At 74.1% G+C, this 26164-nt stretch carries 22 protein-coding genes, 1 tRNA gene and 3 pseudogenes; 4 read left to right on the top strand and 22 right to left on the bottom strand.

Annotated features, from left to right (window positions below; translation table 11 throughout):
• Positions 1-9 precede the first annotated feature (9 nt).
• The 3 genes and pseudogenes from MID12_RS17360 to MID12_RS17350 form a co-directional block, all read left to right on the top strand.
• Positions 10-898 (top strand): annotated as a pseudogene (locus MID12_RS17360) (hypothetical protein); the annotation flags it as partial.
• Positions 899-1164: 266 nt separating this feature from the next.
• The gene (locus MID12_RS17355; RefSeq protein WP_040257529.1) at positions 1165-1404 is read left to right on the top strand and encodes a Trm112 family protein; all 240 of its coding nucleotides are present in this window, start codon (positions 1165-1167) and stop codon (positions 1402-1404) included.
• The gene (locus MID12_RS17350; protein WP_263168414.1) at positions 1401-2174 is read left to right on the top strand and encodes an FkbM family methyltransferase; all 774 of its coding nucleotides are present in this window, start codon (positions 1401-1403) and stop codon (positions 2172-2174) included. Before MID12_RS17355 ends, MID12_RS17350 begins: the two co-directional genes overlap by 4 nt.
• Before the next feature lie 170 nt (positions 2175-2344).
• Here MID12_RS17350 and MID12_RS17345 read toward each other — a convergent pair whose 3' ends face one another.
• The 3 genes from MID12_RS17345 to MID12_RS17335 form a co-directional block, all read right to left on the bottom strand.
• Positions 2345-2776 (bottom strand): SH3 domain-containing protein, encoded by a 432-nt coding sequence (locus MID12_RS17345; RefSeq protein WP_263168412.1) that lies wholly within the window; start codon positions 2774-2776, stop codon positions 2345-2347.
• A 227-nt stretch (positions 2777-3003) separates the two neighbouring features.
• The gene (locus tag MID12_RS17340; RefSeq protein ID WP_263168410.1) at positions 3004-3675 is read right to left on the bottom strand and encodes a class I SAM-dependent methyltransferase; all 672 of its coding nucleotides are present in this window, start codon (positions 3673-3675) and stop codon (positions 3004-3006) included.
• Positions 3676-3880: 205 nt separating this feature from the next.
• Positions 3881-5017 carry a DUF5954 family protein gene (locus MID12_RS17335; RefSeq protein ID WP_040251846.1) on the bottom strand — a complete coding sequence of 379 codons (1137 nt, stop codon included), beginning with the start codon at positions 5015-5017 and terminating at the stop codon, positions 3881-3883.
• A 135-nt stretch (positions 5018-5152) separates the two neighbouring features.
• On the opposite strand from MID12_RS17335, the pseudogene MID12_RS17330 reads away from it, so the two are divergent.
• Positions 5153-5488 (top strand): annotated as a pseudogene (locus MID12_RS17330) (SAM-dependent methyltransferase); the annotation flags it as partial.
• Positions 5489-5732: 244 nt separating this feature from the next.
• Here the strand turns inward: MID12_RS17330 and MID12_RS17325 are convergent.
• The 19 genes and pseudogenes from MID12_RS17325 to MID12_RS17235 form a co-directional block, all read right to left on the bottom strand.
• Positions 5733-5805, bottom strand: a tRNA-Lys gene (locus MID12_RS17325).
• 66 nt (positions 5806-5871) lie between these two features.
• Entirely contained in the window at positions 5872-6432 is a 561-nt protein-coding gene (gene rfbC / locus MID12_RS17320) for a dTDP-4-dehydrorhamnose 3,5-epimerase (protein ID WP_263168407.1), read from the bottom strand.
• A 246-nt stretch (positions 6433-6678) separates the two neighbouring features.
• Positions 6679-7638 (bottom strand): annotated as a pseudogene (gene rfbB, locus MID12_RS17315) (dTDP-glucose 4,6-dehydratase); the annotation flags it as partial.
• A complete protein-coding gene (locus tag MID12_RS17310; RefSeq protein WP_040251825.1) occupies positions 7635-8696 on the bottom strand; it encodes a glucose-1-phosphate thymidylyltransferase in 1062 nt (353 codons plus the stop codon). The gene MID12_RS17310 and the pseudogene rfbB, both read right to left, overlap by 4 nt.
• Positions 8693-9844, bottom strand: coding sequence for a glycosyltransferase family 2 protein (locus tag MID12_RS17305; protein WP_263168405.1), 1152 nt, complete (start codon positions 9842-9844; stop codon positions 8693-8695). Before MID12_RS17305 ends, MID12_RS17310 begins: the two co-directional genes overlap by 4 nt.
• A complete protein-coding gene (gene lanKC / locus MID12_RS17300) occupies positions 9841-12549 on the bottom strand; it encodes a class III lanthionine synthetase LanKC (RefSeq protein ID WP_263168404.1) in 2709 nt (902 codons plus the stop codon). The genes MID12_RS17305 and lanKC overlap by 4 nt, the downstream gene beginning before the upstream one ends.
• A 12-nt stretch (positions 12550-12561) precedes the next feature.
• On the bottom strand, positions 12562-14232 hold the full coding sequence (gene mpaP / locus MID12_RS17295) for a daptide biosynthesis intramembrane metalloprotease (protein ID WP_263168402.1): 1671 nt from the start codon (positions 14230-14232) through the stop codon (positions 12562-12564).
• Positions 14229-14975: an ABC transporter permease gene (locus MID12_RS17290; protein ID WP_263168400.1), complete on the bottom strand. Its 747-nt coding sequence runs from the start codon at positions 14973-14975 to the stop codon at positions 14229-14231. The genes mpaP and MID12_RS17290 overlap by 4 nt, the downstream gene beginning before the upstream one ends.
• Entirely contained in the window at positions 14972-15715 is a 744-nt protein-coding gene (locus MID12_RS17285; protein WP_040251813.1) for an ABC transporter ATP-binding protein, read from the bottom strand. The genes MID12_RS17290 and MID12_RS17285 overlap by 4 nt, the downstream gene beginning before the upstream one ends.
• The gene (locus MID12_RS17280; RefSeq protein ID WP_040251811.1) at positions 15705-15905 is read right to left on the bottom strand and encodes a hypothetical protein; all 201 of its coding nucleotides are present in this window, start codon (positions 15903-15905) and stop codon (positions 15705-15707) included. The genes MID12_RS17285 and MID12_RS17280 overlap by 11 nt, the downstream gene beginning before the upstream one ends.
• 75 nt (positions 15906-15980) lie before the next feature.
• Positions 15981-16169, bottom strand: coding sequence for a hypothetical protein (locus MID12_RS17275; protein WP_040251808.1), 189 nt, complete (start codon positions 16167-16169; stop codon positions 15981-15983).
• A 43-nt stretch (positions 16170-16212) separates the two neighbouring features.
• Entirely contained in the window at positions 16213-16401 is a 189-nt protein-coding gene (locus tag MID12_RS17270; RefSeq protein WP_040251805.1) for a daptide-type RiPP, read from the bottom strand.
• Entirely contained in the window at positions 16398-17636 is a 1239-nt protein-coding gene (mpaC, locus tag MID12_RS17265) for a daptide-type RiPP biosynthesis dehydogenase (protein WP_052482413.1), read from the bottom strand. The genes MID12_RS17270 and mpaC overlap by 4 nt, the downstream gene beginning before the upstream one ends.
• Positions 17633-18892, bottom strand: coding sequence for a daptide-type RiPP biosynthesis aminotransferase (gene mpaD / locus MID12_RS17260; RefSeq protein ID WP_263168395.1), 1260 nt, complete (start codon positions 18890-18892; stop codon positions 17633-17635). The genes mpaC and mpaD overlap by 4 nt, the downstream gene beginning before the upstream one ends.
• On the bottom strand, positions 18889-19713 hold the full coding sequence (gene mpaM, locus MID12_RS17255; RefSeq protein WP_263168393.1) for a daptide-type RiPP biosynthesis methyltransferase: 825 nt from the start codon (positions 19711-19713) through the stop codon (positions 18889-18891). The genes mpaD and mpaM overlap by 4 nt, the downstream gene beginning before the upstream one ends.
• On the bottom strand, positions 19710-20675 hold the full coding sequence (mpaB, locus tag MID12_RS17250) for a daptide biosynthesis RiPP recognition protein (RefSeq protein WP_263168390.1): 966 nt from the start codon (positions 20673-20675) through the stop codon (positions 19710-19712). Before mpaB ends, mpaM begins: the two co-directional genes overlap by 4 nt.
• Positions 20675-21640: an LLM class flavin-dependent oxidoreductase gene (locus MID12_RS17245; protein ID WP_040251791.1), complete on the bottom strand. Its 966-nt coding sequence runs from the start codon at positions 21638-21640 to the stop codon at positions 20675-20677. Before MID12_RS17245 ends, mpaB begins: the two co-directional genes overlap by 1 nt.
• A gap of 1348 nt (positions 21641-22988) precedes the next feature.
• Entirely contained in the window at positions 22989-25283 is a 2295-nt protein-coding gene (locus tag MID12_RS17240; protein WP_263168388.1) for a DEAD/DEAH box helicase, read from the bottom strand.
• 310 nt (positions 25284-25593) lie between these two features.
• Positions 25594-26115, bottom strand: coding sequence for a hypothetical protein (locus tag MID12_RS17235; RefSeq protein WP_263168386.1), 522 nt, complete (start codon positions 26113-26115; stop codon positions 25594-25596).
• Positions 26116-26164 lie beyond the last annotated feature (49 nt).

Below are 26164 nucleotides of genomic sequence, written 5' to 3'. Positions count from 1 at the left end.
TGGTGGGGAGTGGCCGCGGCCCTGCTTGCCAACGCCCTCTACAGCACCGGCTTCGTCCTGGAGAAGCGCGCGCTGGGCCGGCTGCCCGCCGTGAGCGTGCGCCAACCGGCCCGCCTGGCTGCTGCTCGGCAGCCCGCTGTGGTTCTGCGGCGCGCTCGCCCTCGGTGCCGGGTTCGCGGCGCAGCTGGTGGTGTACCGGACGCTGCCGATCGCCGCGGCCCAGGGCATCTTCGTCTCCGGGCTCGTCCTGCTGCTGCTGATGTCCACCGTGCTGCTCGGCGAACAGCCCTCCGGCCGGGAGCGGTACGCCAGCGGCCTCATCCTGCTCGCCCTGCTGATGGTGGTGCTCTCCCTCGGCGAGGGCGGCGAGCAGCCGGGCGGCGAGGCCCCCGCCGCCCTCGTCCTCCTGGTCAGTCTGCCCGCGCTCGCCGCCGGACTGCTGCTCTTCGCCGCCGCCGAACGCCGCGCGCACCGGCGCCACCGGCTGCCCACCACCGGTATCGCCTACGGGGTCGCCGTCGGCCTGCTCTACGGGGTGAGTTCGCTGGCTGTCAAGGGCGTCTCGGGCCACCTCCCCGCACTGGCCGGGCGCCCGGTGCCCGCGGCGCTCGCGCTGCTCGCCACCCCGTACCCGTATCTGCTCCTGTGCACCGGCTGCTGCGGTCTGGTGCTCTCGCAGGCCGCGCTCCAGCGCTGCCGAGCCTCGCTGCTCGTACCGGTGTGCACCATGGTGACCTCGGTGTTCACCGCGGTGCTCGGCACCCTCGCCTTCGGCGAGGCACTGCCCGCCGCGCCCCTCCCCCTCGCCCTGCGCCTCGGCGGTTCGCTCCTCGCCCTCCTGGTCCTCCTCGCCCTGCCCGCACACGACCCCAGCCCGGATCCGACGGCACCCGCCAAGCCCCCTTCCACGGGCCCGAGTTACGGCTCCCCGCGCCCCGAATCACCACTCCCGCACGGCCCCTCGCCCGCCGTACGCCCCCTGTCCCGGGCCCGCACCCTCAGCGCGAGCCAGCCGCCGCCCCGGTCCGCCACCAACTGGGGCCCGGAGCACGGCACTTCGTCCGCCCTAGGGCAGCACGCCGCAGCACACCCGCCCACCCGCCAGGAGCAGCCATGACCACCACTCCCCGCACCCCCGAACCGTCCAACTCCCCTCCCCCTCAGCTGAGTTCGGACGACCCGCTGCTCCTCCTGCTCGCCTGCCCCCTCGACAAGGGCCCCTTGCACCTGCTGACCCCCACTCCCGGCGCCCCCGACCCCCTCGTACCGGAACAGGCCCTGTACAACCCCCGGCTGCGCAGGCGCTATCCGGTACGGGACGGGGTGCCGCATCTGCTGCCCGCCGCCGGTGAGCAGGTCGGCGCCGAGGAGCACGCGCGCCTGCTGCGGCGGATCGCCCCGTGACCCTCGCCGCGCGGCTCGCCCCGCACCTGCCCGGCCCCCTGGTCGCCCGCGCGGCCCGGCTGGTCTATCCGCGCTTCGAGCCGGAACTCGCCCGCCTCGCCGAGATGTGCCCCGCCGACTGCGGCACCGCCGTGGACGTCGGCGGCTGGTACGGCCCCTGGACGCACCGCCTGGCCCGCACCGCCCGGCGGGTGGTCACCGTCGAGCCCGTACCGCATCTGGCGCGGCTGCTCGCGGCGACGACCCCGGCGCATGTCCGGGTGCACCAGGCCGCGGCGGGCGAACGGGCGGGCACGGCCCGGCTGTGGCTGCCGCCGGGCGACCGCGGCGATCGCGGACTCGCCTCCCTGGTGCGCGGACGGGTGCACGCCCGCGCCGTCGACGTCACCTGCCTGACCCTGGACGGACTCGGCCTGCACGAGGTCGGCTTCATCAAGATCGACGTGGACGGCGGCGAACTCGTCGTCCTGCGCGGCGCGCGCCGCCTGCTCACCCGCGACCGCCCCGCCCTCTTCATCGAACTGGAGCATCGCATCAACCCGGTCGCCCCCGTCCTCGCCCTCCTCGACGAACTCGGCTACCACGGCTGGGTACTGCCCGGCGCGCGCTGGCTGCCGCTCGCGGAGTTCGACCTCGCGGCCCACCAGTCCCGTACCGCGCATGTCGCGGGGCGGGGCCTGCTGCGCCGCGTGCTGCCCGCGGGCGCCGGCCCGCGCTACGTCAACTCGGTGCTCTTCCTTGCCGGTTCACAGCGCCCGGGGCCGCTCTGAGGCGGCTGCGCGGGACGCCCGTACGTGCGTATGCGGCGGCCGGTGGCAGGCAGTGGGGGAGGCGGGTGGCGGGCCGCACATGCCGAAGGCCCGCAGCGGGGGGAGTGCGTACCCCTGCTGCGGGCCCGTTCGGCGGGGGCCGAGCGCTCGGCCCCCGGCGTCCGGCGTGCTCAGCCCATGGCGCGCGGCATCTGGCGGACCTTGCTGCGCAGGACGTCCTTGCAGTACTTGACGTAGCCCGTGTTGGCCGCGTACTTGGCCGAGATCCACGGCTGGCTCTTGTCACGCACCAGGTACCAGATGTCGTTGCCGGCGATGTTCTGGGCACGGACCTTGCAGACCACCCCGACCTGGGCGCGGTAGGGCAGGAAGCCCCGCACCGAGGAGTCGGTGGACGGGAACTGGCGCTTGTTCAGGCCCGCCTTGGTGGTGACGGTGGCGTACGGCTTCGCCGGTGCCATGACCGCCTGCTCCCCGGAAGGAACGGCGGCCTGGGCGGTCGCGCCGATACCCGCGGTCGCCCCGAAGACCATGGCCGACACCAGGCCTCCTGCCGCGGCGAGCCGGGCACCGCGCGCCGCGATTGTGGCGACTGAATTCATGAAGGTCTCCTTCTGCTCACAGATACGTCAGATACGACGTAAATGGGACATTAGGCTGAGCGGAGACCGGATCACCGCCGATCGCTCCCGACGCGCGCCCGGATCACGCGACCGGCCCCCCGTACCCGCCAACTGGCCCCGCCCGCAGCCCTGGCACCGCACCACGGGCGGGCGCGCGGAGCGGGCGGGCCCTCGGCGAAGAGGTCACCGGCCGGCGCGGGCCGCCCTCACTCCACCGTCGCCTCGAACATCGCCGTACAGCCGCGCACGGTCACCTTGTAGTCGGTGAAACGGCTGCTCAGCTGCGCGTGCAGGGCATCGAGGCCGTCCTCGGCGTTGTGGAAGGAACCGCGCCGGTTGAGCAACCACAGCAGCGCCCGGGCCTGCGGCGGCACCGGCACCCCCCGGCTGAGCACCGTGCTGCCGAAGAGCCTCCCCCCGGGGCGCACACAGGCGGCGGCGTGCCCGAGGGCGGATCCCTTGGCCGCGAGGTCGCCCGGCACGCAGTGCAGCATCAGGTTCAGCGCCGCGGAGTCGAAGGAGGCGGCGGGCAGCGGGAAGGGTTCGAGGACGGTGCCCCGGGCGGTGGCGACCTCGTACCGGTCGAGCCGTTTCGCCGTATAGGCAAGGCAGTTCGGGTTCAGATCGAACAGGGTCACCGCCCGCGGCCCGTCGGCGCCCCGGCACCGGTCGAGCAGATAACCGCTGCCCACCCCGATGTCCAGGTGCCGGGCGCCGATGTTGCGCCCGTACAGCGCGAGCAGTTCGGGCCGTGGGCAGCCCCAGAACATCCGGCAGGTGGTGGCCACCGTCGCGTCGTAGGCCCGCAGGGTCCAGGGGTTGTAGTCGGCAAGATTGACACGAACGGCCGCGGCCGCGTTCACGGGAGCCTCTGTCACGCCATCGCTTCCTTCCACCTCGTCCTCTGCGACCTCCGCGGACATCCGTGTCCTCTGCGGACTCCTGCGTCCTCTGCGGACGTGACGCCCGACGCCCGTTCGGCGCGCCCCGGAGGAAGGGCCGCGCCGAACGGGCGGACATCGCGCAGACGGTCACCTCACTACGCACACGTTCCCGGCGCCGGCACCGGACCGACGCCTGGATTCAGCCGTGTTTCCTGCTCCTCCTGCGCTCCAGGGCCGCCGCCCTGCGGACCTCCTCCTGATCCCAGAGGGCCTTCAACTCCAGGGCGCGCGCGTCGAGTTCGACCGGCACGTCGTTCTCCTCGTCGTCCTCGTCCCACAGCCCCTGCTCCTTGAGCTGGCGGGTGTGGATCTCCACCGGGGGCTCCGGGTCGAAGTCGCTGGGCCGCGGGCCCTCCGGCCCGTCGGGGCCGATCCGGATGAGGCGTTCGACGCGGGTGATGCGGAACCTGCGCCCGTCCACGCTCAGGCTGTTGGCGCGCTTCTCGTCCAACTGGTCGGCCGCACGGGCGTATTCGGCCCGCTTCTCCTCCGAGAGCCTCATACTGAACGGCGCCATCACCCGAAGCCACCTGGCCAGCGCGTCACGCGCCTCCTGCGGAGTGCCGTTCGAGGAACCGGGGTTCTGCGCGATCCACCGCCCCTCCTGCCGCTCGGAGGTCATGAAGACCGCCGGGAGCAGCACACCACCGGGGTAGTTCTCGGCGGCCCGTACGGCGTCGTCGCGCACCTCGGGCGGATTGCCGGGCGAGGTCCCGATGAACTGCACCAGGTCCAGCTTGAGGATGCTGTCGGACAGCCCGCTGGTGGTGTACGGGTCGACGACGAAGTCCTTGGTGCGGCGCGGCTGCCGGAAGCCCTCGCCGACTTCCGCCGGGTCGGGGTCGGAGGGGCGGGGAGGCTCGGGCCCGCTGCGGCCCATGCGGACGAACTTCGAGGCGCGCACGATCCGGAACCGCTCACCGCGGACCCGGATCTCGTCGAGGGGCTCCCAGTCCAGCCGCACCGCGGCCGCCATCCACGCCTTCTGCGCCTTCGCGTCCCCGGCCTCCTCGGCCGCCTTCGCCCGCAGCCGGAACTGCGACCCCAGCGAGTCCCGGGCCCCCTGCGGCGCCTCCACCCCCCACTCGGAGAGCTCCCAACCGCCCGCGTCACGCTCACGCGCGTGGAAGAACTCCCCCAGGCCCACCCCCATCAGATCGGGGTACCTCTCCCGCGCCAGCCACGCCTCCTGATCGGCGAAGGCCGCGATGGGCCCCTCCTGCGGCGCCACCCGGAACGTGAGGTAGGCGGGCACCCTGTCTTCGTAACCGGTCATGTACCGAATGTGCACGATCCCGACCGGACCTCGCTGAGGAACGGGGAAATCCGTCGCTCTGCGCGAGGGGGCGGGTCGGATGAGTCACCGGCCGCAGGCGGTACCGGCCGCGCCCTGGCCTACCTCGCCGCGTGCGAGCAGACCTACGACGCGATCTACAGCAACTTCGGCGCAGCCTGGTTCACCGACCCCGGCAAGCTGTTTCCCCTCGTCCGGTCCCGTCTCGACGCCGGAGGCGTGTTCGTCTTCTCGCAGCCCCCGGTCATCCCCGGCGCCTACGGGCCACAGGGCATGTACAAGGGCGGCTTCGCGGGCAGGGCCCTGTTCACCTACCGCTACAGCTACCGCCCGCCCGTCTGGGAACGCCTGCTGACGCGTGCCGGTTTCGCCACCGCCACGGCCCGTGTGCACGAGGCGCCGCGGCCGGGTCACATCGGCACCCTGATCGTCCGGGCGACGACCCGCGGCTGACCGCGGAGGGAGCGGCCCGGGGCACGCCCGAGCCGGTCGCCGCCTGCAAGCGCGCGGCGCGAACCGGCCTCGGGAGGCCCGGGCCCGTACGAGTCCGAGCCCGGGACCGACGGCAGCTCAGGCACCGCCCACGCCTCGCTCGCGCGAGCACCCGCCCCGCGGACGAAGAAGCGCCCGGGCCGACCGCAGTCGTCCCGGGCGCTTCCTGACAGGTCAGAGAGGGGTTCCCGCTCCCTCGTCCCCGTAGGCCGTGTGGGACTCGAACCCACAACCAATGGATTAAAAGTCCACTGCTCTGCCAATTGAGCTAACGGCCCGCCCGTGCAGCATAGCCCGCGTCCCCGCGTGGCGTGCGGGGGATATGCCCGTGCGGCGCGGGGGCGTCACACGTAGCGGGGGAGGCGGCCCGCCGCCACCGCTTCGGTGAGGGTCGGGGCCGTCGCGTCCTTGGCCGAGAGGAGGGGCTCGGGGGTGTCGGGCCAGGCGATGGCGAGGTCGGGGTCGAAGGGGTGGACGGTGTGTTCGCGGGCCGGGTTGTAGGGCTCGGAGCAGAGGTACATCACGGTGGCGTCGTCGGTGAGGGCGAGGAAGGAGTGGCCGAGGCCCTCGGGGAGGTAGAGGGCGCTGTGGTTGTGCTCGCCCAGCTCGACCGCCTCCCAGGTGCCGAAGCCCGGGGAGCCGAGCCGCAGGTCGACGACGACGTCCAGGACGGCGCCGCGCAGGCAGGTGACGTACTTGGCCTGGCCGGGCGGCAGTTCGGCGTAGTGGATGCCGCGCAGGGCGCCGCGGCGGGAGACGGAGACATTGGCCTGGGCGAGGGCGAGGGGGTGGCCGACGGCCTCGGTGAACTCCCGTGCGCGGTACGCCTCGTGGAGGGTGCCGCGGTGGTCGGCGTGCTGCCGCGGGGTGTGCAGCCAGGCGCCCTCGATGCCGAGTTCCTTCACGGGGAGTCAGTCCTTCCCGGGCCGGGGTGAATCCTCCTGCTGGGCCTCCGGCTCCCCGGATCGCGGGTCCAGGGACTGGTGCTCCGAGGACCGCCGATCCAAGGACTGCTGCTCCAAGGGCTGCCCCTCCGAGGACTGCCCCTCCAAGGACTGCGGCTCCGAGGACTGCGTTTCCAAGGACCGCCGATCCAAGGACCGCTGCTCCGGGGACCGCGGCTCCTGGGACCGCCGCTCCCCCGCACCCTGCTCCCGCCACCCCGGATGCCCCCGGTACCACTCCACCGTCGCCGCGAGCCCCTGCGGGAAGGCGTGTACGGGCCGGTAGCCGAGTTCGGTGCGGGAGCGGGTCCAGTCGAGGGCGTAGCGGTGGTCGTGGCCCTTGCGGTCGGGGACGAGGGTGATGCGGTCCTCGAAGGCGCCGCAGGCGGCGAGGAGGCGGAGGGTGAGTTCGCGGTTGGAGAGCTCGGTGCCGCCGCCGAGGTGGTAGACGCGGCCGGGGCGGCCCTTGGTGCGGGCCAGGTCGACGCCGAGGCAGTGGTCGTCCACGTGCAGCCATTCGCGGATCTGGGCGCCCTCGCCGTAGAGGGGGACGGTGCGGCCCGCGAGGAGGCGGCTGAGGAAGAGCGGGATGATCTTCTCGGGGTACTGGCGGGGGCCGTAGTTGTTGGGGCAGCGGGTGACGCGGACGTCGAGGCCGTGGGTGCGGTGGTGGGCGAGGGCGAGCAGGTCGGCGGCGGCCTTGGAGGCGGCGTAGGGGGAGTTGGGGGCGAGGGGCTGGTCCTCGGTCCAGGCGCCCTCGGCGATCGAGCCGTACACCTCGTCGGTGGAGACCTGGACGAAGACGGCGGTCCCGGCGCGCACGGCGGCGTCCAGGAGGACCTGGGTGCCGAGGACGTTGGTGCGGACGAAGGCGCCCGCGTCCTCGATGGAGCGGTCGACATGGCTCTCGGCGGCGAAGTGCACCAGGTGGTCGTGGCCCGGGAGCAGGCGGCGGACCAGGGCCGCGTCGCCGATGTCGCCCTCGACGAAGGTCAGGCGCGGGTCGCCGAGGAGTCCGGTGAGGTTGTCCCGGCGGCCCGCGTAGGTGAGGGCGTCCAGGACGGTGACCTCCAGGGGGCCGGAGGCGGGGGCGGGTGTGCTGTGCAGGAGGCGGCGTACGTAGGCCGAGCCGATGAAGCCGGCGCCGCCGGTGACGAGGATTCTCACGAGCGGATCCGTACCTCGCTGTGGTCGCCGAGTATCAGGCGGTGGGGTGCCGGGGCGGCCGGGGCGACGGTGGCGTGCCGTCCGATCAGGCAGCCCTCCAGCGGGCCGGTGCCCTCGATGCGGGCGCCGTTCAGGACGATGGAGTACGCCAGGGAGGTGTCCGCCAGGGTGCAGTCCGGGCCGATGGAGGTGTACGGGCCGAGGCGGCTGTCGCGGACCGCGGTGCCCGCGCCGATGATCAGCGGGCCTTCGAGGCGGGAGCGGACCACGGTGGCCCCGGCCTCCACGACGACCGGGCCGCGCAGCTCGCTGGCGGCGTCCACGCTGCCCTCGACGCGGGACCGGAGGCTCTCCAGGACCTGGCGGTTGACCTCCAGCATGGCCTCGGCGTCGCCGGTGTCCTTCCAGTAGCCGGTGATACGGGTGGAGCGGACCGTGCGGCCGCGGTCGACGAGCCACTGCAGGGCGTCGGTGATCTCCAACTCGCCGCGGGCGGAGGGCTTCAGGGCGGCGACGGCCTCGTGGACCGCCGGGGTGAAGAGGTAGACGCCGACCAGGGCGAGGTCGCTGCGCGGGCGGGCGGGCTTCTCCTCCAGGGTGACGACCCGTCCCTCGGCGTCGAGTTCGGCGACCCCGAAGGCGGTGGGGTCGGGGACCTCGGTCAACAGCAGGGAGGCGTCGGGGCGTTCGGCGCGGAAGGCGGTGACCAGGTCGCGGATGCCGCCGACGACGAAGTTGTCGCCGAGGTACATCACGAAGTCGTCCTCGCCGAGGTAGTCCCGGGCGACCAGGACCGCGTGCGCGAGGCCGAGCGGGGCCTCCTGCACCAGATAGGTCACCTGGACGCCGAAGCGGGAGCCGTCGCCGACGGCCTCCCGGATCTCCCGGGCGCGCGGGTTGACGATCAGCCCGACCTCGGTGATCCCGGCCTCCGCGATCGCCTCCAGGCCGTAGAAGAGGACCGGTTTGTTGGCGACCGGGACGAGTTGCTTGGCCGAGCTGTGGGTGAGCGGGCGCAGCCGGGTGCCGCTGCCGCCGGCGAGGACCAGGGCCTTCACGGGGCCGGCTCCCGCCGCCGGGCCATGGGCTCCTGCCGTACGGCCGCTTCCGCCGCCTCGCGCTCCGGTTCCCGGTGCCGGGTGCGGGGCTCCCCCGCCAGTTCGCTCTCCAGCCTTCGCAGCAGGGCGAGTTGGGCGGCGGCGTGCTCGGTGAGCAGGGCGTCGAAGCGGGCCGCGTGCTCCGGGGTGGAGAGGAAGACGGGCACCGCGAGGAGGTAGCCGCCGCCGCGGGGGACGATCAGCGGTTCGGGTCCGCGGCCCGAGTCGGGCGGGATCTCGCCGGGCTCGGGCACCTCGGGCGTCGCCAGCGGCCGTACGAACTCCGGTGTGGCGCCCAGGCGTTGGATGCGGGCGCGGCTGTCCTGCCGCGCGGCGGCGTCCAGCAGGCGCCGGGTGTCCGGGGCGTCGAGGGCGTCCCGGACCCGGCGGGCCAGGCGGGCGTCGGTGGTGCGCAGCAGGGGCGCGAAGTGGCCGGGGGCGAGGCGGTGGCGGCGGGTGGCGGTGCTCTCGAAGACGGAGACGGTACGGGCGGTCGTGGTCCGGGGGTGGTGGCCCGCCTCGGTCAGGCGGACGAGCAGGTCCCAGTCCTCCAGGCCCGGGGTGACCCGCCAGCCGCCGACCGACTCGGCGAGGCCCCGGCGGTGGGCGAACCGGCTGGGCTCGAACAGCGGGTCCAGATACTGGAGTTCGGGGTGCCAGCACAGGTCCCACCAGCCGCTCTCGCGGGTGGTGCGGCCCTCCTCGTCGACGGCCCGGTAGCCGGTGACGGCGAGCGGGGCGCCCTGGTCGAGCAGCTGGTGCAGGGCGTCCAGGTGGTCGGGGCGCCAGCTGTCGTCGTGGTCGAGATAGGCGATCCAGCGGCCGCGGGCGAGGGCGAGTCCCTGCTGCCGGGGGCCGCTCGGGTGGCCGGTGCGCCGGGCGCGGACGACCCGTACCCGGGGGTCGCCGGTGCTCTCAGCCACCCGCACGGTGTCGTCCGTACTGCCGTCGTCGAGGACGAGGAGTTCGAAGTCGGCGAGGCGCTGGGCGAGGACCGAGCGCAGGGTGGGGAGCAGCCGGGCGGAGCGGTTGTAGGTGGGGCACAGGACCGAGAACAGCGGGGCGTCGCCGTCCGGGCGGTCTTCAACTGCCCCTGGACGGCGGCTCATCGGGCCTCCTCCCAGAGCGGCAGTTCGCAGCCGCCGAGTGCGGCGGAGCGGGCGGTGAGGACGAGTCCGGCGAGGCCGGTGCCGAGGTCCAGGGAGAGTTTGAGCGCCTCGTCGCCGAGGGCGATCCGGTGCGGGCCGAGCGGGGCCGTGTACCAGGCGGCCTCCTCCAGGGCGCGCGCCACGGCCTGCTGCGAGGCGGGGGCGCCGGGCGCCGCGGCGAGCAGGAACTGCACCAGTCCGAGGCGGCCGTTGAGCAGTCCGTTGTGGGCGGCGGTGGTGTGCTGCGCGAGGGCGGTGATCCGGCTCAGCGGCTCGGCGAAGCGGTCCTCGCCGCTCAGCCGCACCTCGTCGTGGAGGGCGAGGCCGAGGCCGAGGGCGCCGCTGCTGAGCCCGGTGCCGAAGGCGGGCAGGGCCGCCGCGACCGGGGTGGCGCCGGGGCCGAAGCCGAAGCGGGTCACCTCCATGTCCAGGAGTTCCACGGCAAGTCGGGCGTACGAGGAACTGCCGAGGGCGGTGGCGGCGCGCCGGGCGAAGACGGCGAGCCCCGCGGCCCCGTCGAGGAGCCCGGCGGCGATCTGCTCCCGCTCGGCGGGCAGATCGGCGAGCAGCCGGGCGGCGAGCCGGTCCGCGCCCGCGAGGTCGCCGGTGGCCAGGAGGTGGGCGCCCAGCCCGCTGATCCCGGAGCCGAGGGAGAGGTCGGGGGCGGACTCGGCGGCGCCCAGGGCGCGTTCGCGGCAGTACGCGGCCAGCTCGGGGTCCAGTGCGGCCGTGGCGTGCGCGATGCCCGCGAGGCCGCTGTGGAAGCCGACCGGGATCTCCGGCTCGGCGTGCACCCGCCGCCGCAGCCAGTCCAGGTCGGCCGGGTCCACCTCGCCGCCGCAGCGGTGCAGCGCCCACAGGACGCCCGCGGCCCCGTAGGCGAGACCGAGGCCCCCGGCGGGCTGGAGGAACTGCCGTACGTCACCGGGGAAGAGCCGGTCCGCGCGCTCCGGGGAGCGCCAGGCCCGCAGGGACTCGGCGAGCCGGTCGACGAGCAGGGCGTCCTCGGCGGGCGGGGCGGGGACCACTACGGCACCGGCGGGGGGATCGGGGTGGGCTGGGGGCTCGTCGGGCTCAACTGTGCGCGTAGCGCCGCGAGTTGATGCCGCAGCGGGGATCTCAAGGCGGGCCCGCGTCTCGTCGGTCCCAACTGCACGCTCAGCTACGGAAATTGAAGCAGCGGCAGGGATCTCGGGGCGGGCCTCCGCCTCTCCGGCCCCAACTACGCGCTCAGCGAGCGGAGTTGCAGCAGCGGCCGTCTCCGCCGGTGCCAACTGCTCCCGTACTCCCGCGAAATACTCCTCCCCCACTCCGAACCGCTCGCCCGCCACCCGGCACAGGTCCTCCGCGCGCTCGGGGCCGAGGGCGAGGAGGCGGGTCATGGGGAGGAGGAGGCCGATGCGCATGCAGGCCAGGGCGTAGTGGTCGACCGCGCGGCCGAGGTGGCCGTGCGGGGCGCGGTAGCCGAAGACGCCCATGGTCTGGGCGTAGCCGTCGAGGTCGCGGGAGGCGGACTCGAAGTCGATGAGGTGGACGCGGTCCTCCTCGTCCACGATGACGTTGCCGGGGTGCAGGTCGCCGAAGACCCAGCCGCGGGCGTGCATCCGCGTGACGGTGTCGGCGACCTGGTCGACCAGGCCCCGGGCCCACTCGGCGTAGGCGCCGGGGCCGAGCGGGCTGCCGGGGCTGACGAAGGGGTTGCGCTCCAGGGCGAGGTCCATCAGGGAGCGGCCCTCGACGTAGGCGCGGCCGAGGAACTTGTGCTCGACGCCGTCCACGTAGGCGTCGACGGCGGGCACCCCGGGAAGGCCGGCCAGGTCGGTGAGGGCGGCGCGTTCGGTCTCCAGGCGGGCGAGGGCGTCCCGGCCGCTCTCGTCGAGGCCGCAGTGCGGGCGGGCCTCCTTGAGCAGCAGGGTGCGCCCGGGGGCCTCGGGGCGGGTGGCGAGGTAGACGCCGCCGCCGTTGGAGAAGTGCAGGGCGCGCGAGACGCGGTACGGGAAGTCGCCGAGGCGGCGCTCGGAGCGGGCCCGCAGGGACTCCTGGAGCACCTCGGGGACGGCCGCCCAGCTCGGCGGGTGGAAGCCGGGGCGGCGCTCGTCGGGGACGAGGTTGCCGTCCGGGTCCTCGATGCACTCGATCCGGCGGCCGCTCTCGTCGGTGCGGTGGCGGGAGACGAAGGCGCCGTAGCGCACATAGAGCGGACCCTCGCGAAAGCGCAGGTCGGAGAGGATGGTCGGGCCCTGGTGGCCGCCGATGAGCGCGTCGAGGGCGTCCAGCGCGGTGGCGAGGGCCTCCTCGGTGGGCGGGTAGAGGGTGAGGAACTTGCCGCTGCCGCCGCGGTCCGCGTACTTGCTGTTGCGCTGGCGCAGCGTCGGCATGCCGGACAGCGCCTTGAAGGGCAGGCGGGCGGCGAAGCAGTGGGCACAGACCGCGGCGAGGAGTTCCTCGGCGTTGGCGGTGGTGGCGCTGACGTGGATCTTCCAGCCCTGCCAGGGCAGCGGCACGTCCGCCCGGGAGTACATGATCCACTCCGAGCGGATCTCGCGGGCCCAGCCCTCGGGGAGGTCGGCGCGGTGCAGGGGGAAGAGGACGTCGGGGCCCTCGGTGCCGCGCTGCTCGTAGAAGGGCGAGCTGGGGTGGCAGTACTGGAGATAGGTGAGGTACATGTCCTGGCCCTGTCAGTGGAACGGCGCCGCGAACGGCAGCAGGAGGCGCTCGTAGGCCCAGCGCGGGAGCGGCATCGACCGGGCGTGCAACCGGGCGCTGCCGCGTCCGGGGGGCAGCGGGTGGTCGAGCCGCAGCGGGTAGCGCTTGCCCCGGATGCGGAGGTTGTCGGCGGTGACCGGGATCAGACCGCCGAGCGGTACGGAGGTCTCGCGGGCGGCGGCGGTGCCGACGGTGCCGGTGCCGAGGGTGCGGCGCAGCATCATCCCGGCCCTCTGCAGCTCGACCCGGTCGCCGGGCCGCACCGGCTGGAGTTCGGCGCCGGAGGGTACGTAGAGGTGGACGGCGCCGTCGGGGGTGACCTCGTAGGAGGCCACCTGGCTGCTGGACAGGCGCAGTTGGGTGCTGCCGAGGGCGAGGGCGGCGAGCAGCACGGCGAGGAGGGCGAGGCGCAGCGGGCGCGGGCGGTTGCCGCGGAAGGACTTCAGGAGTCCGCGGACGGTCTTGACCGCGACCAGGAGCAGCATGCCCGCGACGCAGCTGGAGAGCATCGCGCCGAAGGTGCCGAGCGACATCAGGGCGTCCAGCCACTGCCCGAGTCCGCGCACCACGAGGACCATCGGGGTGAGCAGGCAGCCGAGGCCGAACAGGGGCAGCCAGCCGGGCCCCTTGACCCGGTACGGCTTCTTGGCGAGCAGCGCCACGAAGCCCTCGCGCAGTGAACCGAGCGCGGCGTCCCGGAGGTTGGGGCGGTTGAGGTAGCTCATCAGGGCGATATAGCCGTCGAGCTTGACGAAGGGCACCAGGTTGACGACCGCGGCCGCCGCGTTGACCAGGGCGAACAGGAGCAGGGTGTCCCCGGCGGTGCCGCGCCCGACCAGGCCGGCCGCCGAGGCCGCGGCGCCGCTGACCCCGGCCTGGACGGCGATGCCCGCGAGGGAGACCTTGGCCCGCCGGAGGTGGTTGAGCCGCCAGGAGTCGGAGACGTCGCAGAACATCGCGGGCGAGAAGTAGAAGAGCATGACGCCCATCCGGCCCGGCCTGCCGCCGTAGTGGGCGAGCAGGCAGGCGTGGCCGAACTCGTGGGCGACGGTGGTGACGAAGACCCCGGCGAGGACGGTGCCGAGGGTGCCCATCGACACCGGGCTGCCGAGGACGTGCGCCACCTGCGCGTGCCGGGCGAGGAGCACCGCGGTGCCGATCGCCGCGAGGGCGGCCACCAGCCAGCCGAGCACCCGGGGCGGGGCGAGCCGCAGCGAGTTGATCCGGCGGGCGGCGGCGTCCCCGGAGCGGACCACGGCCAGCTGGAAGGTGAGCGGCGGCACGTACTTCCAGCGGCGGATCCTGCGGTGCCGCCCGGGCGCGAGGACCGCGGGGGCGAGCAGGTGCGCCCGGTCCAGGGTGGTGACCGCCTGCCGGACGGCGGCCGCGCTCCAGGGCGGGCCGAGGCGGGCGGCGAGGGACTCCGCGTCGCCGGTGCCGTCGAGGGCGCGGGCCAGCCGCGCGAGGTCGGCGCCGATCCGGAAGTACTGGTGCTCGCCGCGCTGCATCACCCAGGGCTCGCCGTCCGCCACCGGCGGGTGCACCCGTACGCCCGTGGTCAGGCGCGGGCGCCGCAGGTGGGCGGTGCCCGGCTCCTGCCGCGGGGGCTCGGGGCGGCGGCGGAGCACCTGGGTGAGGCTCATCCGATGTCCCTGCGCAGCAGCGAGACGCGGGCGGCGGCGGTGAGCGCGGCCACCCAGACCACCGAGACGAGCGCGGCCGCGGCGACCGGCAGCAGGTCCGGCTTGGGGTCGCGGTACAGGCTGCTCAGCGCGATGGTGAACAGGAACTGGGCGGCCTCGGGCGCGAAGCGCTGGACCGCCGGTTCGATGCCGACCATCAGGACCAGGACGCTGAGCACGGCGAGGGTCTGGTTGCGCACCAGCCAGCCCGTCATCAGGCCCCAGACTCCGGAGAGCAGTACGCAGGCGGCGACGCCGAGGAGGGTCTTGGTGGACTCGGCGTTCCAGACGAGGTCGGTCTCGGTGGAGCGGGCCGCCAGCGCCCAGTTGGCGAGCGCGCCGCCGACCGCGACCACCGCGAAGAGCGCCGAGGTGGCGAGCGCCGCGAGCAGTTTGGCGAGGAAGACCCGGCCCCGGCCGCCGTAGCTGAGCACGGCGCGGGCGAGGGTGCCGCCGGAGACGTCGCGGGTGACGATCAGGGCGCAGGTGATCGCCGAGAAGAGCAGCATCATCATCCAGCCGCGGATGATGTCGCCGGTGACGGCGCCGGAGGCGAGGGCGGCGGCGTCGTCGCGGCCCTGCGCGTAGTAGCCGTAGCCGGTCAGGGCGCACCACAGGGCGCCGCCGAGCAGCGAGCCGAGGGTGGCCCGGCCGGTGCCGGTCTTCATCAGTTCGGCGCGGAAGTGCTGTGCCGGTCCGCTCATGCCCGTATCCCTCCCACGACCTCGAAGAAGCGGTCCTCCAGGGCGAATCGGCCGCCCGCGGTGAACTCGTGCAGCGAACCGGTGTGCACCAGGCGCCCCTTGTCGAGGAGCAGGACGTCGTCCACGGTGTTCTCCATCTCGGAGAGCTGGTGGCTGGAGACCAGGACGGTCTTGCCGGAGGCGGCCATGTCCTTGATGAAGCGGCGGACCCAGCGGATGCCGTCCGGGTCCAGGCCGTTGGCGGGCTCGTCGAGCATGAGCAGTTCCACGCCCGGGACGAGCAGGGCGGTGGCCAGGCGCAGCCGCTGGCGCTGCCCGGTGGACAGCTTGGCGCAGCGCTGGCGCTCGTGGCCGTTCAGCTCGACCAGGTCGATCACCTCGCGGATGCGGTGCTTCGGCACGCCCAGCGCCGTCGCCCAGAGGGCGAGTTCCCTGCGGACGGTGGCCGCCGGGTAGAAGCCGATGCCGTCCATGGCGACGCCGACCCGCTGGGCGTGGCCGGGCCCCGGGGCGGCACCGAAGATCTCGACGCTGCCGCTGTCCGCGGTGGCGGTGCCGAGCAGCGACTTCATCAGCGTGGTCTTGCCGGCGCCGTTGCGGCCGAGCAGTCCGACCACGCGGCCCCGCGGCACGTCGAAGGAGACGTCGCCGAGCACCTGCCGGTCGCCGTAGGACTTCGACAGGCCGCGGACGCTGATGACCGGCGGTTCGGCCGGTGCGAATCCCCGGTCAGCCGTCATGGCGCAACACCTTCACGAGGGCCCCCACGGAGCCCGCGACGACGAGGACGCCGACCGTCAGCAACGGGTAGACGGCCCAGCCGCTCCACGCGTCCCCGAGCAGGAGTACGGCGATGAGGCCGACTGCCGCGACGAGGGCGAACAGAGCCAGTCCGGCCGCCCGGGGCGTCGCCGTGCCTTGCTCGTTCATGATTCTCCAAGCTGTCGTACGAGGGCCGTGCCGGCTGGGGCACCGCGCGTTGCCCCAGCCGCTACGACCTGATGATCAGGTGGTGACGACCGCGCTGATCGCCGTGTAGGCGGCGGCGCTGGCGCCCGCCACCGAGACCACGGCGGCGGTCGCCTTGAAGCCGGTGGAGACGCCGGTCCAGAAGCCGGGGGCCTCCAGGGTCTCCAGCTCCTGGAGCGCCAGCTCGAGGCCGGACTCCTGGAAGGCCCCTTCGGTGCTCTTCATGTTGTTCTCCTTGCTGTACAAGGCGGACTGTCGGTCAGCGTGCTCAGGTGGCGATCGTGGCGGCGGTCAGCGCGTAGCTGCCGTACGCGGCGGCGCTCGCCGAGACGACGCCGACCGAGATGCCGACGTTCGTCCACAGACCCGGAGCCTCAAGGGTCTCCAGCTCCTGCAGACCCAGCTCCAGGGCGGCGCTCTCGTGCGCGGCCTTGTCCAGTTCGAGGATGTCGTTCATGGTGTTTTCCTCCCCCCTCGGTGAGTGGTGATCAGTGCACCCGCGCGGTACGCGGGAGTCGGTGGGCGCAGTACGCGCAAGTCGCCGAGGAGCAGGCGCAGTTCGGCGGCGCCGAGCCCGGCGAGCATCGGCAGTCCGCCGCCCCACATCCGCAGGCAGGAGGCGACGACCGCCTCGGTGTCGGCGGGGGCGGGCGCCGGGGCCGGGGCGACGCCGAGCAGCGCGAGCCAGGCGGCGAAGCCCTCGGCGGGGTCGGCGGGCAGCGGGGCGGGCGCGGTGGGCGAGGCCGCGAGGACCGCGCCGCGCAGGGCGGCCCAGGTCCGGGCGACCCGGTCGGCTCCGGCCGCGTCCCGGGCGGCGAGGTGGCGCCAGTAGCCGGGGACCAGGTTGGCGAGGGCCGTCATCTTCCGCAGGCCGAGGCGGTGCGCGAGGTTGTTGGCCAGGAACCAGATCTTCACCGTGAACGGCAGCCGGTCTTCGAGGAGTTGGGCCTCCTGGGTGGCCACGCTCAGCTCGGCGAGCGCGGTGCGCTCGGCCGCGGTGGCCGCCCCGGTGGCGCCGATGCCGCTCAGCAGGGCGGCGGCCTCGGCGCCGAGCCGCAGCGCCGCCTCGTCGGCCGCCGTCCAGGGCCCGGTACTCCCGGCGACCGGGCCGACGCCGCGCAGGATCAGCTCCAGGGCGCCCTCGACCAGGAGGTGCCCGGGCAGGCCCTCGGTGCAGCGGGCGTCGAGCAGCGCCGCCTCGGGTTGCAGGGCGAGACTGGTGAAGGCACGTTTCTGCTCTTGGTGTACGTAGCTGACGATGCCGCTGACCTCGGCGGCGGTGCCCAGCGTGGTGGGAACGGCGGCCAGCGGCACCGGGCGCGGGCGGTCCGGGCCGAGCACCCAGCCGCTGCGCTGCGGCGCCGCGAGGATCCGGGCCACCAGCGGATCGGCCACCGCGAGGGCGAGCTTGGCGGTGTCGAGCAGTGAGCCGCCGCCGACGGCCACCACCAGGCGGCCGCCGGTGAGCCGCGGCGCCAGCGCCCGCGCGTCGTCCAGCGAACAGGCGCCCGGCACCGGCACCACCCGCACCGGCGCCCCGCTCTGTGCGAGCAGCCGGTGGCAGGCGGCGAGGCCCGGGTTGCCGTCCAGGGCCGCGTCGTGCACGAGCAGCACGGGGCCGGTGCCACCGGCCGCGAGCCGCGGCAGCGCGTCGAGTCCCCGGTGCACGCGGCACCTGTTGACGAGGGTCATGCCGCCGCTGCCCCGGTGTGCGCGTCCACTCCGGCGCGGACGGCGGCGAGCAGCTCCCCGACCTCGGCGGCGCTGTAGGTGAGCGCCGGGATCAGCTGGATGCCGTGCGGTCCGCCGTGCACCGCGGCGCCCGCCCGCCGGATGTGCCGGATCAGCGCGGGCACCTGCCGCGGGTCGAGGGGGGCGCCGGGCTCGCGCGGGTCGGCGAGCTCGACGGCGCGGAAGCAGCCCCGGCCGCGGAAGCCCCGTACCCGGGCGTCGGTGCGCTGCCAGTCGGCGAGCGCGGTGTCCAGGGCGGCGGCGACCGCGCGCCCCGACTCCACCGCCTTCAGCCGCTCGAACTCGGCGAGGGTGGCGCTCACCGCGGCGGCGGTGACCGCGGTGCCGCCCTGGGTCTCGCCGTGCAGGAGCAGCGCCCCGGTGGACGAGAAGCGGTCCGCGATACGGGAGTTGACCAGCAGCGCGGAGGCCGCCATGGTGCCGTTGGTCAGGCCCTTGGAGACGAGCACCACGTCCGGCGGGCGGCCCCAGGTGCCGGAGGCGAACATCTCGCCGGTGCGGCCGAAGCCGGTGGCGACCTCGTCGGCGACGAGCAGGGCGCCGCTCTCCTCGGCGAGGGCGCCGAGCCGGGCCAGGAAGGAGGCGGAGAGTTCGACGGCGCCGTTGCCGAGCACCGGCTCCACCACCACCGCGGCGATCTGGCGGCCGAGGGTGGCGAAGAGCTTGTCGAGGGCGGCCTCGTCGTTGGCGGGCAGATGGCGCACCAGGCGGGTGTCCACCCCGTAGGCGCGCTGGCCGAGGTCCTCGCCGGTGAGGGCGTGCGCCCCGAAGGTCAGCCCGTGGTAGCCGTCCTTCAGGCCGACCACCAGCTTGCGGCCGCCCTCGCCGCCGAGTTCGTGGTACTGCCGGGCCAGCTTCATCACCAGGTCGTTGGCGCTGCCGCCGGAGACCGAGAAGACCACCCGGGCGAAGTCGTGCGGGTGCGCGGCGAGCAGTTCACCGGCGGCCTTCCGGGCGGGCCCGTTCTCGTAGCGGAAGACGCCCGCGTACGAGTGGGTGCGCAGCGCCTCCGCGACCGCCCGGGCGACGGCCTCGTTGCCGTAGCCGAGGTTGGCGTTCCACAGTCCGCTGGTGCCGCAGAGCACCTCGTTGCCGTCGGCGTAGCGGACCCGGTGGCCCTCGGCGCCGACCACGCAGATGCTGTCGTCGTCCGCCTCGGCGAGCGGCATCATCATCGGCCACAGGCTGCCGGTCATCGTGCTCCCTCTTTCCGTGCGCGGATCAGCGCGGCGGCGTAGCGCTCGCCGGGCAGGGTGGCGGTGTGCTCGACGGTGAACCCGGCGGCGGTGAGGTCCGCGGTGAGTTCGCCCTGCGGGACGACCCGGATGTACGAGTGGCAGACGGTGCGCGGCACCCCGGGCCCGCCGTCGGGGCCGAGCACCACGGTGTAGCGCCCGGCGCGGTCGGGGGCGACGAGGTCGTGCACCTGGTAGGAGCTGCCGGATGCGCCCCGCACCTGGAGCGCCCGCTCGGCCAAGTCGCCCGCGTCCGCGCTGATCTGAGCAGTCGTCAGGACGAAGATCCCGCCGGGGGCGAGGTTCTGCCAGGTGCGCCGCAGCATCGCCTGCCGCTGCGCGCGGCCGAGCAGCGAGACCGAGGTGGTGCCGAGCACGGCGGCGCCGACCGGCTCGGGTGCCGCGTAGGTGGTGATGTCGCCCCGCACGGGGGTGCACCGGGCGGCCGCGGCGGCGGGCAGCAGGGCCAGGCGCTCGCGCAGCAGGGCGAGCATGGCCTCGGACAGGTCCACGGCGAGCAGTTCGCGGCGCAGGCCGAGCAGCGGGAAGGTCAACCGGCCCGAGCCCGCGGCGAGTTCGAGGACAGTGCCGGTGGAGGCCCGCACCTCGCGCAGGATGTCCCGCACCTCGGAGGTGTCCCCCAGGGTGAAGTCGTGGTAGATCTCCGCCCCGCGCGGCTCGTACATGTCGCAGACCAGGGTGTCGGCGGGCAGCGCGGCCACCGCCCGGGCGGCGGCACTGCCCGCGAGCTGCGCGGGCAGCGCCTCGGCGGGGGCGCTCATACGGCGGCCCCGGCGGGGGCGGATCTGCGGTCCAGGAAGCTGCGGGCCTGCGCCCAGGCAGTCCCGTCCTCGGCCGCCTGGGGCCGCACCAGGGCGCGTTCGAGGGTCAGCGCGGCCTCGGCGCCCGCCTGGAAGGTCCGCCCGCCGTCCGGCTCGTAGACGAAGAACTCCTCGCCGGAGCGCAGCAGTACGGGCGCTCCCGGCAGCGCCAGGTCCGGGGCCTCGGGGCCGGTGTCCAGGTGGCCGTTGAAGCGCAGTCCGAAGCCGGAGACCTCGGCGCCCTCGTGGCCGCGGGCCCGCAGCGACTGGAGCGCCTGCACCGCCGCGTGGTAGCGGCCGAGCCAGGGCCGCCCGGCGACCTCGCGCCGCAGCTCGGCGGCGACCGGCAGCTGCTCGGGGCCGGGGGCGCCGGTCTCCTCGGCCTGCCCAAGTGGCGTGCCCAGGGCGCCGGTTCGGGCCTCGCCGTCCCGGTCCAGGTAGAGCCGGAGGCCGGGGCCGTCCAGGGGCGCGGCGCCGCCGAGGGTGCGCACCTCCGCGAGCTGCACCGCCGGGTTGGTGAGCACCTCGGGCCAACTGCCCTCGTGCAGCGCGGAGTCGGCGTCGGCGAGGAAGGCCTCGGCGTCCTCGTCCTCGGTGATCCGCAGCGCGGTGGGCCCAAGCAGGGCGAGGAAGCCCGCGATGCTGTACGCCTGCACCTGGAGGAAGAAGTCCTCCCCGAACTGCGCCTCCGCGCCCGCCTCCACCAGCGAACCCCGGTAGGGCACCACGGCGGCGGCACCCGGCGCCTCGACCCCCGGCGGCGCGAACACCAGGCTCCCGGCGCCCACCAGGCCCTTGTCCAGGGCCCGGTGGAGCGCGTCCGCGTCCTCGGCGACCGCGGTGGCCGCGCCCTGCCCGCCCGGCCGCAGCCCGAAGGCGCGGCCCGTGACCCAGGACATCAGATGCTGCTTATAGGGGTTCATCAGGCGCTCGCCTTCTCGAAGTGCCGCAGGATCGCGGCGAGTTCGCGTACGGCGACCTCCGGGCCGTACACCGCGCAGACACCGGTGGCGTTGAGGACCACCTCGTCGGCTCCGGCGTCCCGGTAGGCGAGGAGCTTCTCGGTCAGCTCCTCCTCGCCGCCGTAGAGGAAGCCGTCGTGGGCGACCAGCTCCCGGGCGTCGAGCGCCGGGTCGCCGGTGATCTCCAGGCCGCTGCTGCGCAGCATGCTCTGGTAGTGCGGCAGCGAGAGGTGCGGCTTGTTGCTGGCGAGCGCGAGCCGCACCGGGTCGCGGTCCTCGGCGGCCAGCGCCACCGGGACGATCGCCACGATCCGGGGCGCGGGGCGTCCGGCCCGGGCCGCGCCCTCCGCGAGCGCGGGGGCCAGCGTCCCGGCGAGGTAGGGCGCCGGGGTCAGCCAGGTGATCGCCGCGTCGGCGACCTCCCCGGCGACCTTCGCGGCCCCCTTGCGCAGCACCCCGAGGCCGACCTCCACCGGCGGCGAGGGGTAGGGCTGGAGCTGCCCGTGCACCTCGAAGTGGTCCCCGGAGAAGTCGAGCACCTCGCCGTCGAGCAGCCTTCGTACGGCACCGAGGTACTCGCGGCAGGCGCCCAGCTGGCTGGCGTACTCCTTGCCGAGCACCGAGCGCTGGAGTTGCAGCGCCCCCGGCCCGAACCCGGCGACGACCGGCTGCCCGGTGGTCAGCGCGAGGGACCGTGCCTGCACGGCGGCGTCGTAGGGGTGCCGGAAGGGCATCAGGGAGACCCCGAAGCCGACCGGGAAGCGGAAGCCCGCGCCCGCGAGGTAGCTGTAGACATGGTGACCCTCGGTGAGCAGTCCCTGCCCCTGCCACAGCCGGTCGGCGGAGGACCAGGACACCAACCCGGCGAAGGGCAGCGCCTGTTCGGGCCGTTTCGGAACGAACGGCAGCATCACCGAAGTCTTCATGAACCCGATTTCCTGGAGCAGGCCCGAAAGGGCTCGACGGACACCAATTCCCGTTGCGCGGACGGCTGTTGAAGCAGAAGGAGCGGAACAGCACCCGCGGAGAAACAGCGCAGAAAGGCAGCACCGGAAAAGGCAGCTCCCCGGCATACCGAAGGAACTCCCCCAAGGGAAACCACCACAGAGAAAACCACCGCGGCAAAGGGCGGCACGGAGAGGGCGGAGCGTCAGCGGTTCACCGGGGAAACCGGTATTCCCGAGCACCGGGGAAAGCCCCCGGCGGACGGCCGAACCGCCCTGCGGTTCACCCTCAACTCCCGTACCCCACAGCGGACTTGGCACCGCGGGGACCCGGCATCAGCCGTGGTCCGCCCCGTGGGCCGCCCGCTGCCCTCACCTTGCGGCAACTAGGCCGAGGTGCGGCTCTGCCAGGGCATACATCGACGACGGCGGCACAATCGGTCACCAGCACTCACGAGATCCCCCACACACGACTTGCCAGGCTCCCGAGGGAGCATCCGATCGGGCAGCGCGGCCACGGGCAGGAATTCCCCCTGCGCACACGGCGCACCATCCGAAGCACCGACTCCCGCGGTCATTCGGAAGTCGAGCACGATCACCGGAAAACATCGGCGATCCGACGCCGACCCCTCCGCGGGGATCCGGCGCGACGCACAAAACTTCTCACACGGGAACGCAGGATTCAATTTTCCGGAGAGAGAGTGACGCAGGTCACTCGCTCCCGCTCAACCCGCAGGGAACAGCAGGTCGGATCGATTGCACTGCGTAGTGCATTACTCACGCTTTACCCGCGTGGCGATCACCAAGACCCCGCCGGGGAGACGGACTTCGAGGGAAGAGGGCTCTCCACTCATTCTGGTTCCGCGGCGCAGATTTCGGTTTCGGAATTCTTCTCGCCGTCATCTTCTACCGAAAGTGATGCTTCTGGTGAGTACGGTCAGTGATCGGGGCGGGCCGGCAGGGGAGTTGGGGTCCGGCCTGGCACGGGGTGCGTCATCACATCGCGTCGCTCGCATCGCGTCGCTCACATCGCGTCTCGTCTTGTCCCGTCCCGTCTCGTCTCGTCTCGTCTCGTCTCGTAGAGCCGCGCGTACGGACTTACGGTCGTACGGACGCAGGCGGGCGGGGGCGCGGCAGGGGCGCCACGGGAACGGGCGGGGACGCGAACGGGCGGGGCCCGGTGCCAGGAGGTTGGTCCTGGCACCGGGCCCCGCCCGTGCTGTGCTGCTCTGCTGCTCTGCTGTGTGCTCCGCGCTGCCGCGCGGCTGTGCTGGGCGGCCGCCCCGCCCCCGGACCCGGAAGGTCTCAGAGGCGGCTGCGGCTCAAGTCCTCAGCTGCCGTTGCGCTTCCAGCGCGGCTTGTCCTCGCGGCGGCCGAAGGAGGACGTCGAGGAGGAGGGGGCATTGCCGCCCCGGTGGTCGTCACGGCGGGCGAAGGGGCGGTCGTGGCCGCCGGAGCGGTGGCCGCCCGCGGGGCGGTCGTCGCGGCGGTCGCGGTTGTACGGGCGGTCCCCGGCGCGGTGGCCGCCCCGGTCGTCCCGGCGGAAGCCGCCGCGGTCCCCACCGCGGTCGCGGTTGAAGCCACCCCGGTCGTTGTCCCGGCGGAACCCACCACGGTCACCGTCACGACGGTCGTCACGGCGGAAGCCGCCACGGTCGTTGCCGCGGTCGCGGTTGAAGCCGCCCCGGTCACCGCGGTCGCCGCGGTCGCGGTCCTCACGGCGGTCGAAGGAGCGGCCGCCCCGGTCGTCCCGGCGGTCGTCCCGGCGGAAGCCACCGCGGTCGTCGCGGCGGTCGTCGCGACGGAAGCCGCCGCGGTCGTTGCCGCGGTCGTTGCCGCGGTCGCGGTTGAAGCCACCCCGGTCGTTGTCCCGGCGGAACCCACCACGGTCACCGTCACGACGGTCATCGCGGCGGAAGCCACCACGGTCACGGTTGAAGCCACCGCGGTCGCCGTCCCGGCGGTCGTCCCGGCGGAAGCCGCCGCGGTCGTCACGGCGGTCGTCCCGGCGGTCGTAGGAGGAGCGCTCCTCGCGGACCGTGCGCGCGGCGGGCCGCTCGGCCTCCGCGGAACGGTCCACGGCCTCGGCGGCGGGCTGCTCCGGCACCGACACGGCGGCCTCGGCCACCGCGCCCTCGGTGCTCTCGGCACCCTCCGGCCGCTCCGTGACGGCCGCGGCCTCGGCCGGGTCCTCGCCGCGCTCGCGGGCCGCCCGCACGGTCAACCGGTCGGCCTCCTCGCGGAGTTCGGCGGCGCGGCGCTGGGCGCGCTCCAGTTCGCGGGTCAGCTCGGCGACCTCGCGCTCGGCCTGCTTGGCGGAGTTGCCCGCGGCCTCGGCCTGCACCTCGGTCATCGAACGGGCGCCGGTGATCTCGGCGACCTCCGGCTCGAAGACCCCGCCGCCGCCGACGATGTGGCGCGAGGCGTCCACGCCCGCGTCCTCCATCAGCCGGAAGATCTGGCGGCGCTGGTGCGGCAGCGACAGCGAGACGACGGTGCCCGAGCGCCCCGCGCGGGCCGTACGGCCGGAGCGGTGCAGATAGTCCTTGTGGTCACCGGCGGGGTCGACGTTGAGCACCAGGTCGATGCCGTCGACGTGGATGCCGCGGGCGGCGACGTCGGTCGCGACGAGCGCGTTGACGTAGCCGTCCTTGAAGTCGGCGAGGGTGCGGGTGCGCGCGCCCTGGGTCATGCCGCCGTGCAGCGCGTCGGCCTTCACCCCGGCGTCGCGCAGCTGCTCGGCGATGCGGTCGGCGCCCAGCTGGGTGCGGACGAAGATGATGGTGCGGCCCTTGCGGGCGGCGATCGCGGCGGTCACCGGTGCCTTGTCGCGCGGCTTCACCACCAGGATGTGGTGGGTCATCGTGGTGACGGCGCCCTGGGCGGCGTCCACCTCGTGCGTGACCGGGCTGTTCAGGTAGCGCTTGACCAGGGTGGAGATCTCGTTCTCCATGGTCGCGGAGAACAGCATGCGCTGGCCGCCGCCGGGGATCTGGTCGAGCAGCTCGGTGACCTCGGGCAGGAAGCCCAGGTCGGACATCTGGTCGGCCTCGTCGAGGACGGCGACCTGGACCTGCTCCAGGGAGCAGGCGCCGCGGTTGATGATGTCGCGCAGCCGGCCCGGGGTGGCGACGAGGATGTCGACGCCGCGCTCCAGGGCGTAGATCTGGTTGCCCATCGAGGTGCCGCCGCAGACGACCTTCATCTTCAGGCCGAGTACGTCACCGTAGGGCTGGAGGGCGTCGGCGACCTGCATGGCCAGCTCGCGGGTCGGGGTGAGGATCAGTCCGCGCGGGCGCTTCTTCTCGGTGTAGCCGCCGGACAGGGTGGCGAGCAGCGGCAGACCGAAGGAGAGGGTCTTGCCGGAGCCGGTGCGGCCGCGGCCGAGGATGTCCTTGCCGGCCAGGGCGTCCGGGATGGTGGCGGCCTGGATCGGGAACGGGACGGTCACGCCGTTCTGCGCGAGCTTGCGCACCACGCCCTCGGGGAGACCGAGGTCGGCGAAGGTGGTCTCGGGCGCGGCGGCCTCGGCGGACTCCACCGTCTCGGCGGCCTCGACGGCCTCGACTGCTTCGGCCTCTACGGACTCGGGCACGACGATGTGATCAGTGCTGGAAACAGACATGCGAAATGCGAAACCTTCCGGAGTCTCGGCACGCGCGCCCAAAACTCCGTGATTCTCGCAATCGACCGCCTCAATGCGGTCCAGCCACGGCTAGGGGGAGTACGCGCCACACGCGGCGCGCTTCGTTTCCTCGTACGGTGAGGAGTGCGCCGGGCAAATGGGATCAAACGATCTACCACCATACGCACCCCCTGCCCCGAGGAGCAAACCGGCTGGTGAGCGCCGTGACAAGGCCCTCGGAGCGCCCCCTGACCGGAGCGGAATGAGACCCCTGGGGCGTTCCCCGACCGAGCGGAGTCCGGGACCCGGCTCACCCCGCGGGCACCGGCGACTCCGTACCCGGCGGCTCACCGCTCGGGTCCGGCGAGGGCTCGGTGGGCGGCGGTGTCGTACCGCCCGGCGACTCGGGTCCCGGCCCCGGTCCGGGTTCCTGTCCGCCCGAACCGCCGCTCTGGCCACCGCCGTTGCCGCCGCCCGGCCGGTCCGCGGAACCGGAGCCCCCGCCCGGGCGGCCCGTGGCCCCGCCGCCGTCCGGGGCGGAGGCGCTCGGCGAGGCCCCGTCCTCCGCCGCGTCCCCGGAGGCACCGGGGCTCGGCCTGTCGTGCCCGCCGTGGCGTCCGTCCCCGTCCTGCCGGTCCCGGCCGCCCTCACCCCCGACCGTGTCCCCGGCGTCCACCCCGGCGACGGCGCCGCCCTGCCCGTCCGGCACCGAGGGGCGGTCCTCGCCGCCCCCGCCGACTTTCACGCAGCCCGCGGCGGCGAGCACGGTCAGCGCGGCCGCGGTCAGCCGTACGGGGTGGGGCAACCGGAAGGTCAGGGGCAAGGGGCGCACGGCGGCCACCTCCGGGAGACGGGGACACGGGAAGGTTCCGGCCCTGCCC

The sequence above is a fragment of the Streptomyces sp. SCSIO ZS0520 genome (assembly GCF_025643355.1).
Classification (GTDB): domain Bacteria; phylum Actinomycetota; class Actinomycetes; order Streptomycetales; family Streptomycetaceae; genus Streptomyces; species Streptomyces physcomitrii.
Note: the sequence above shows the minus strand (reverse complement) of the source record. Positions and strands in the feature narration are given on the sequence as shown.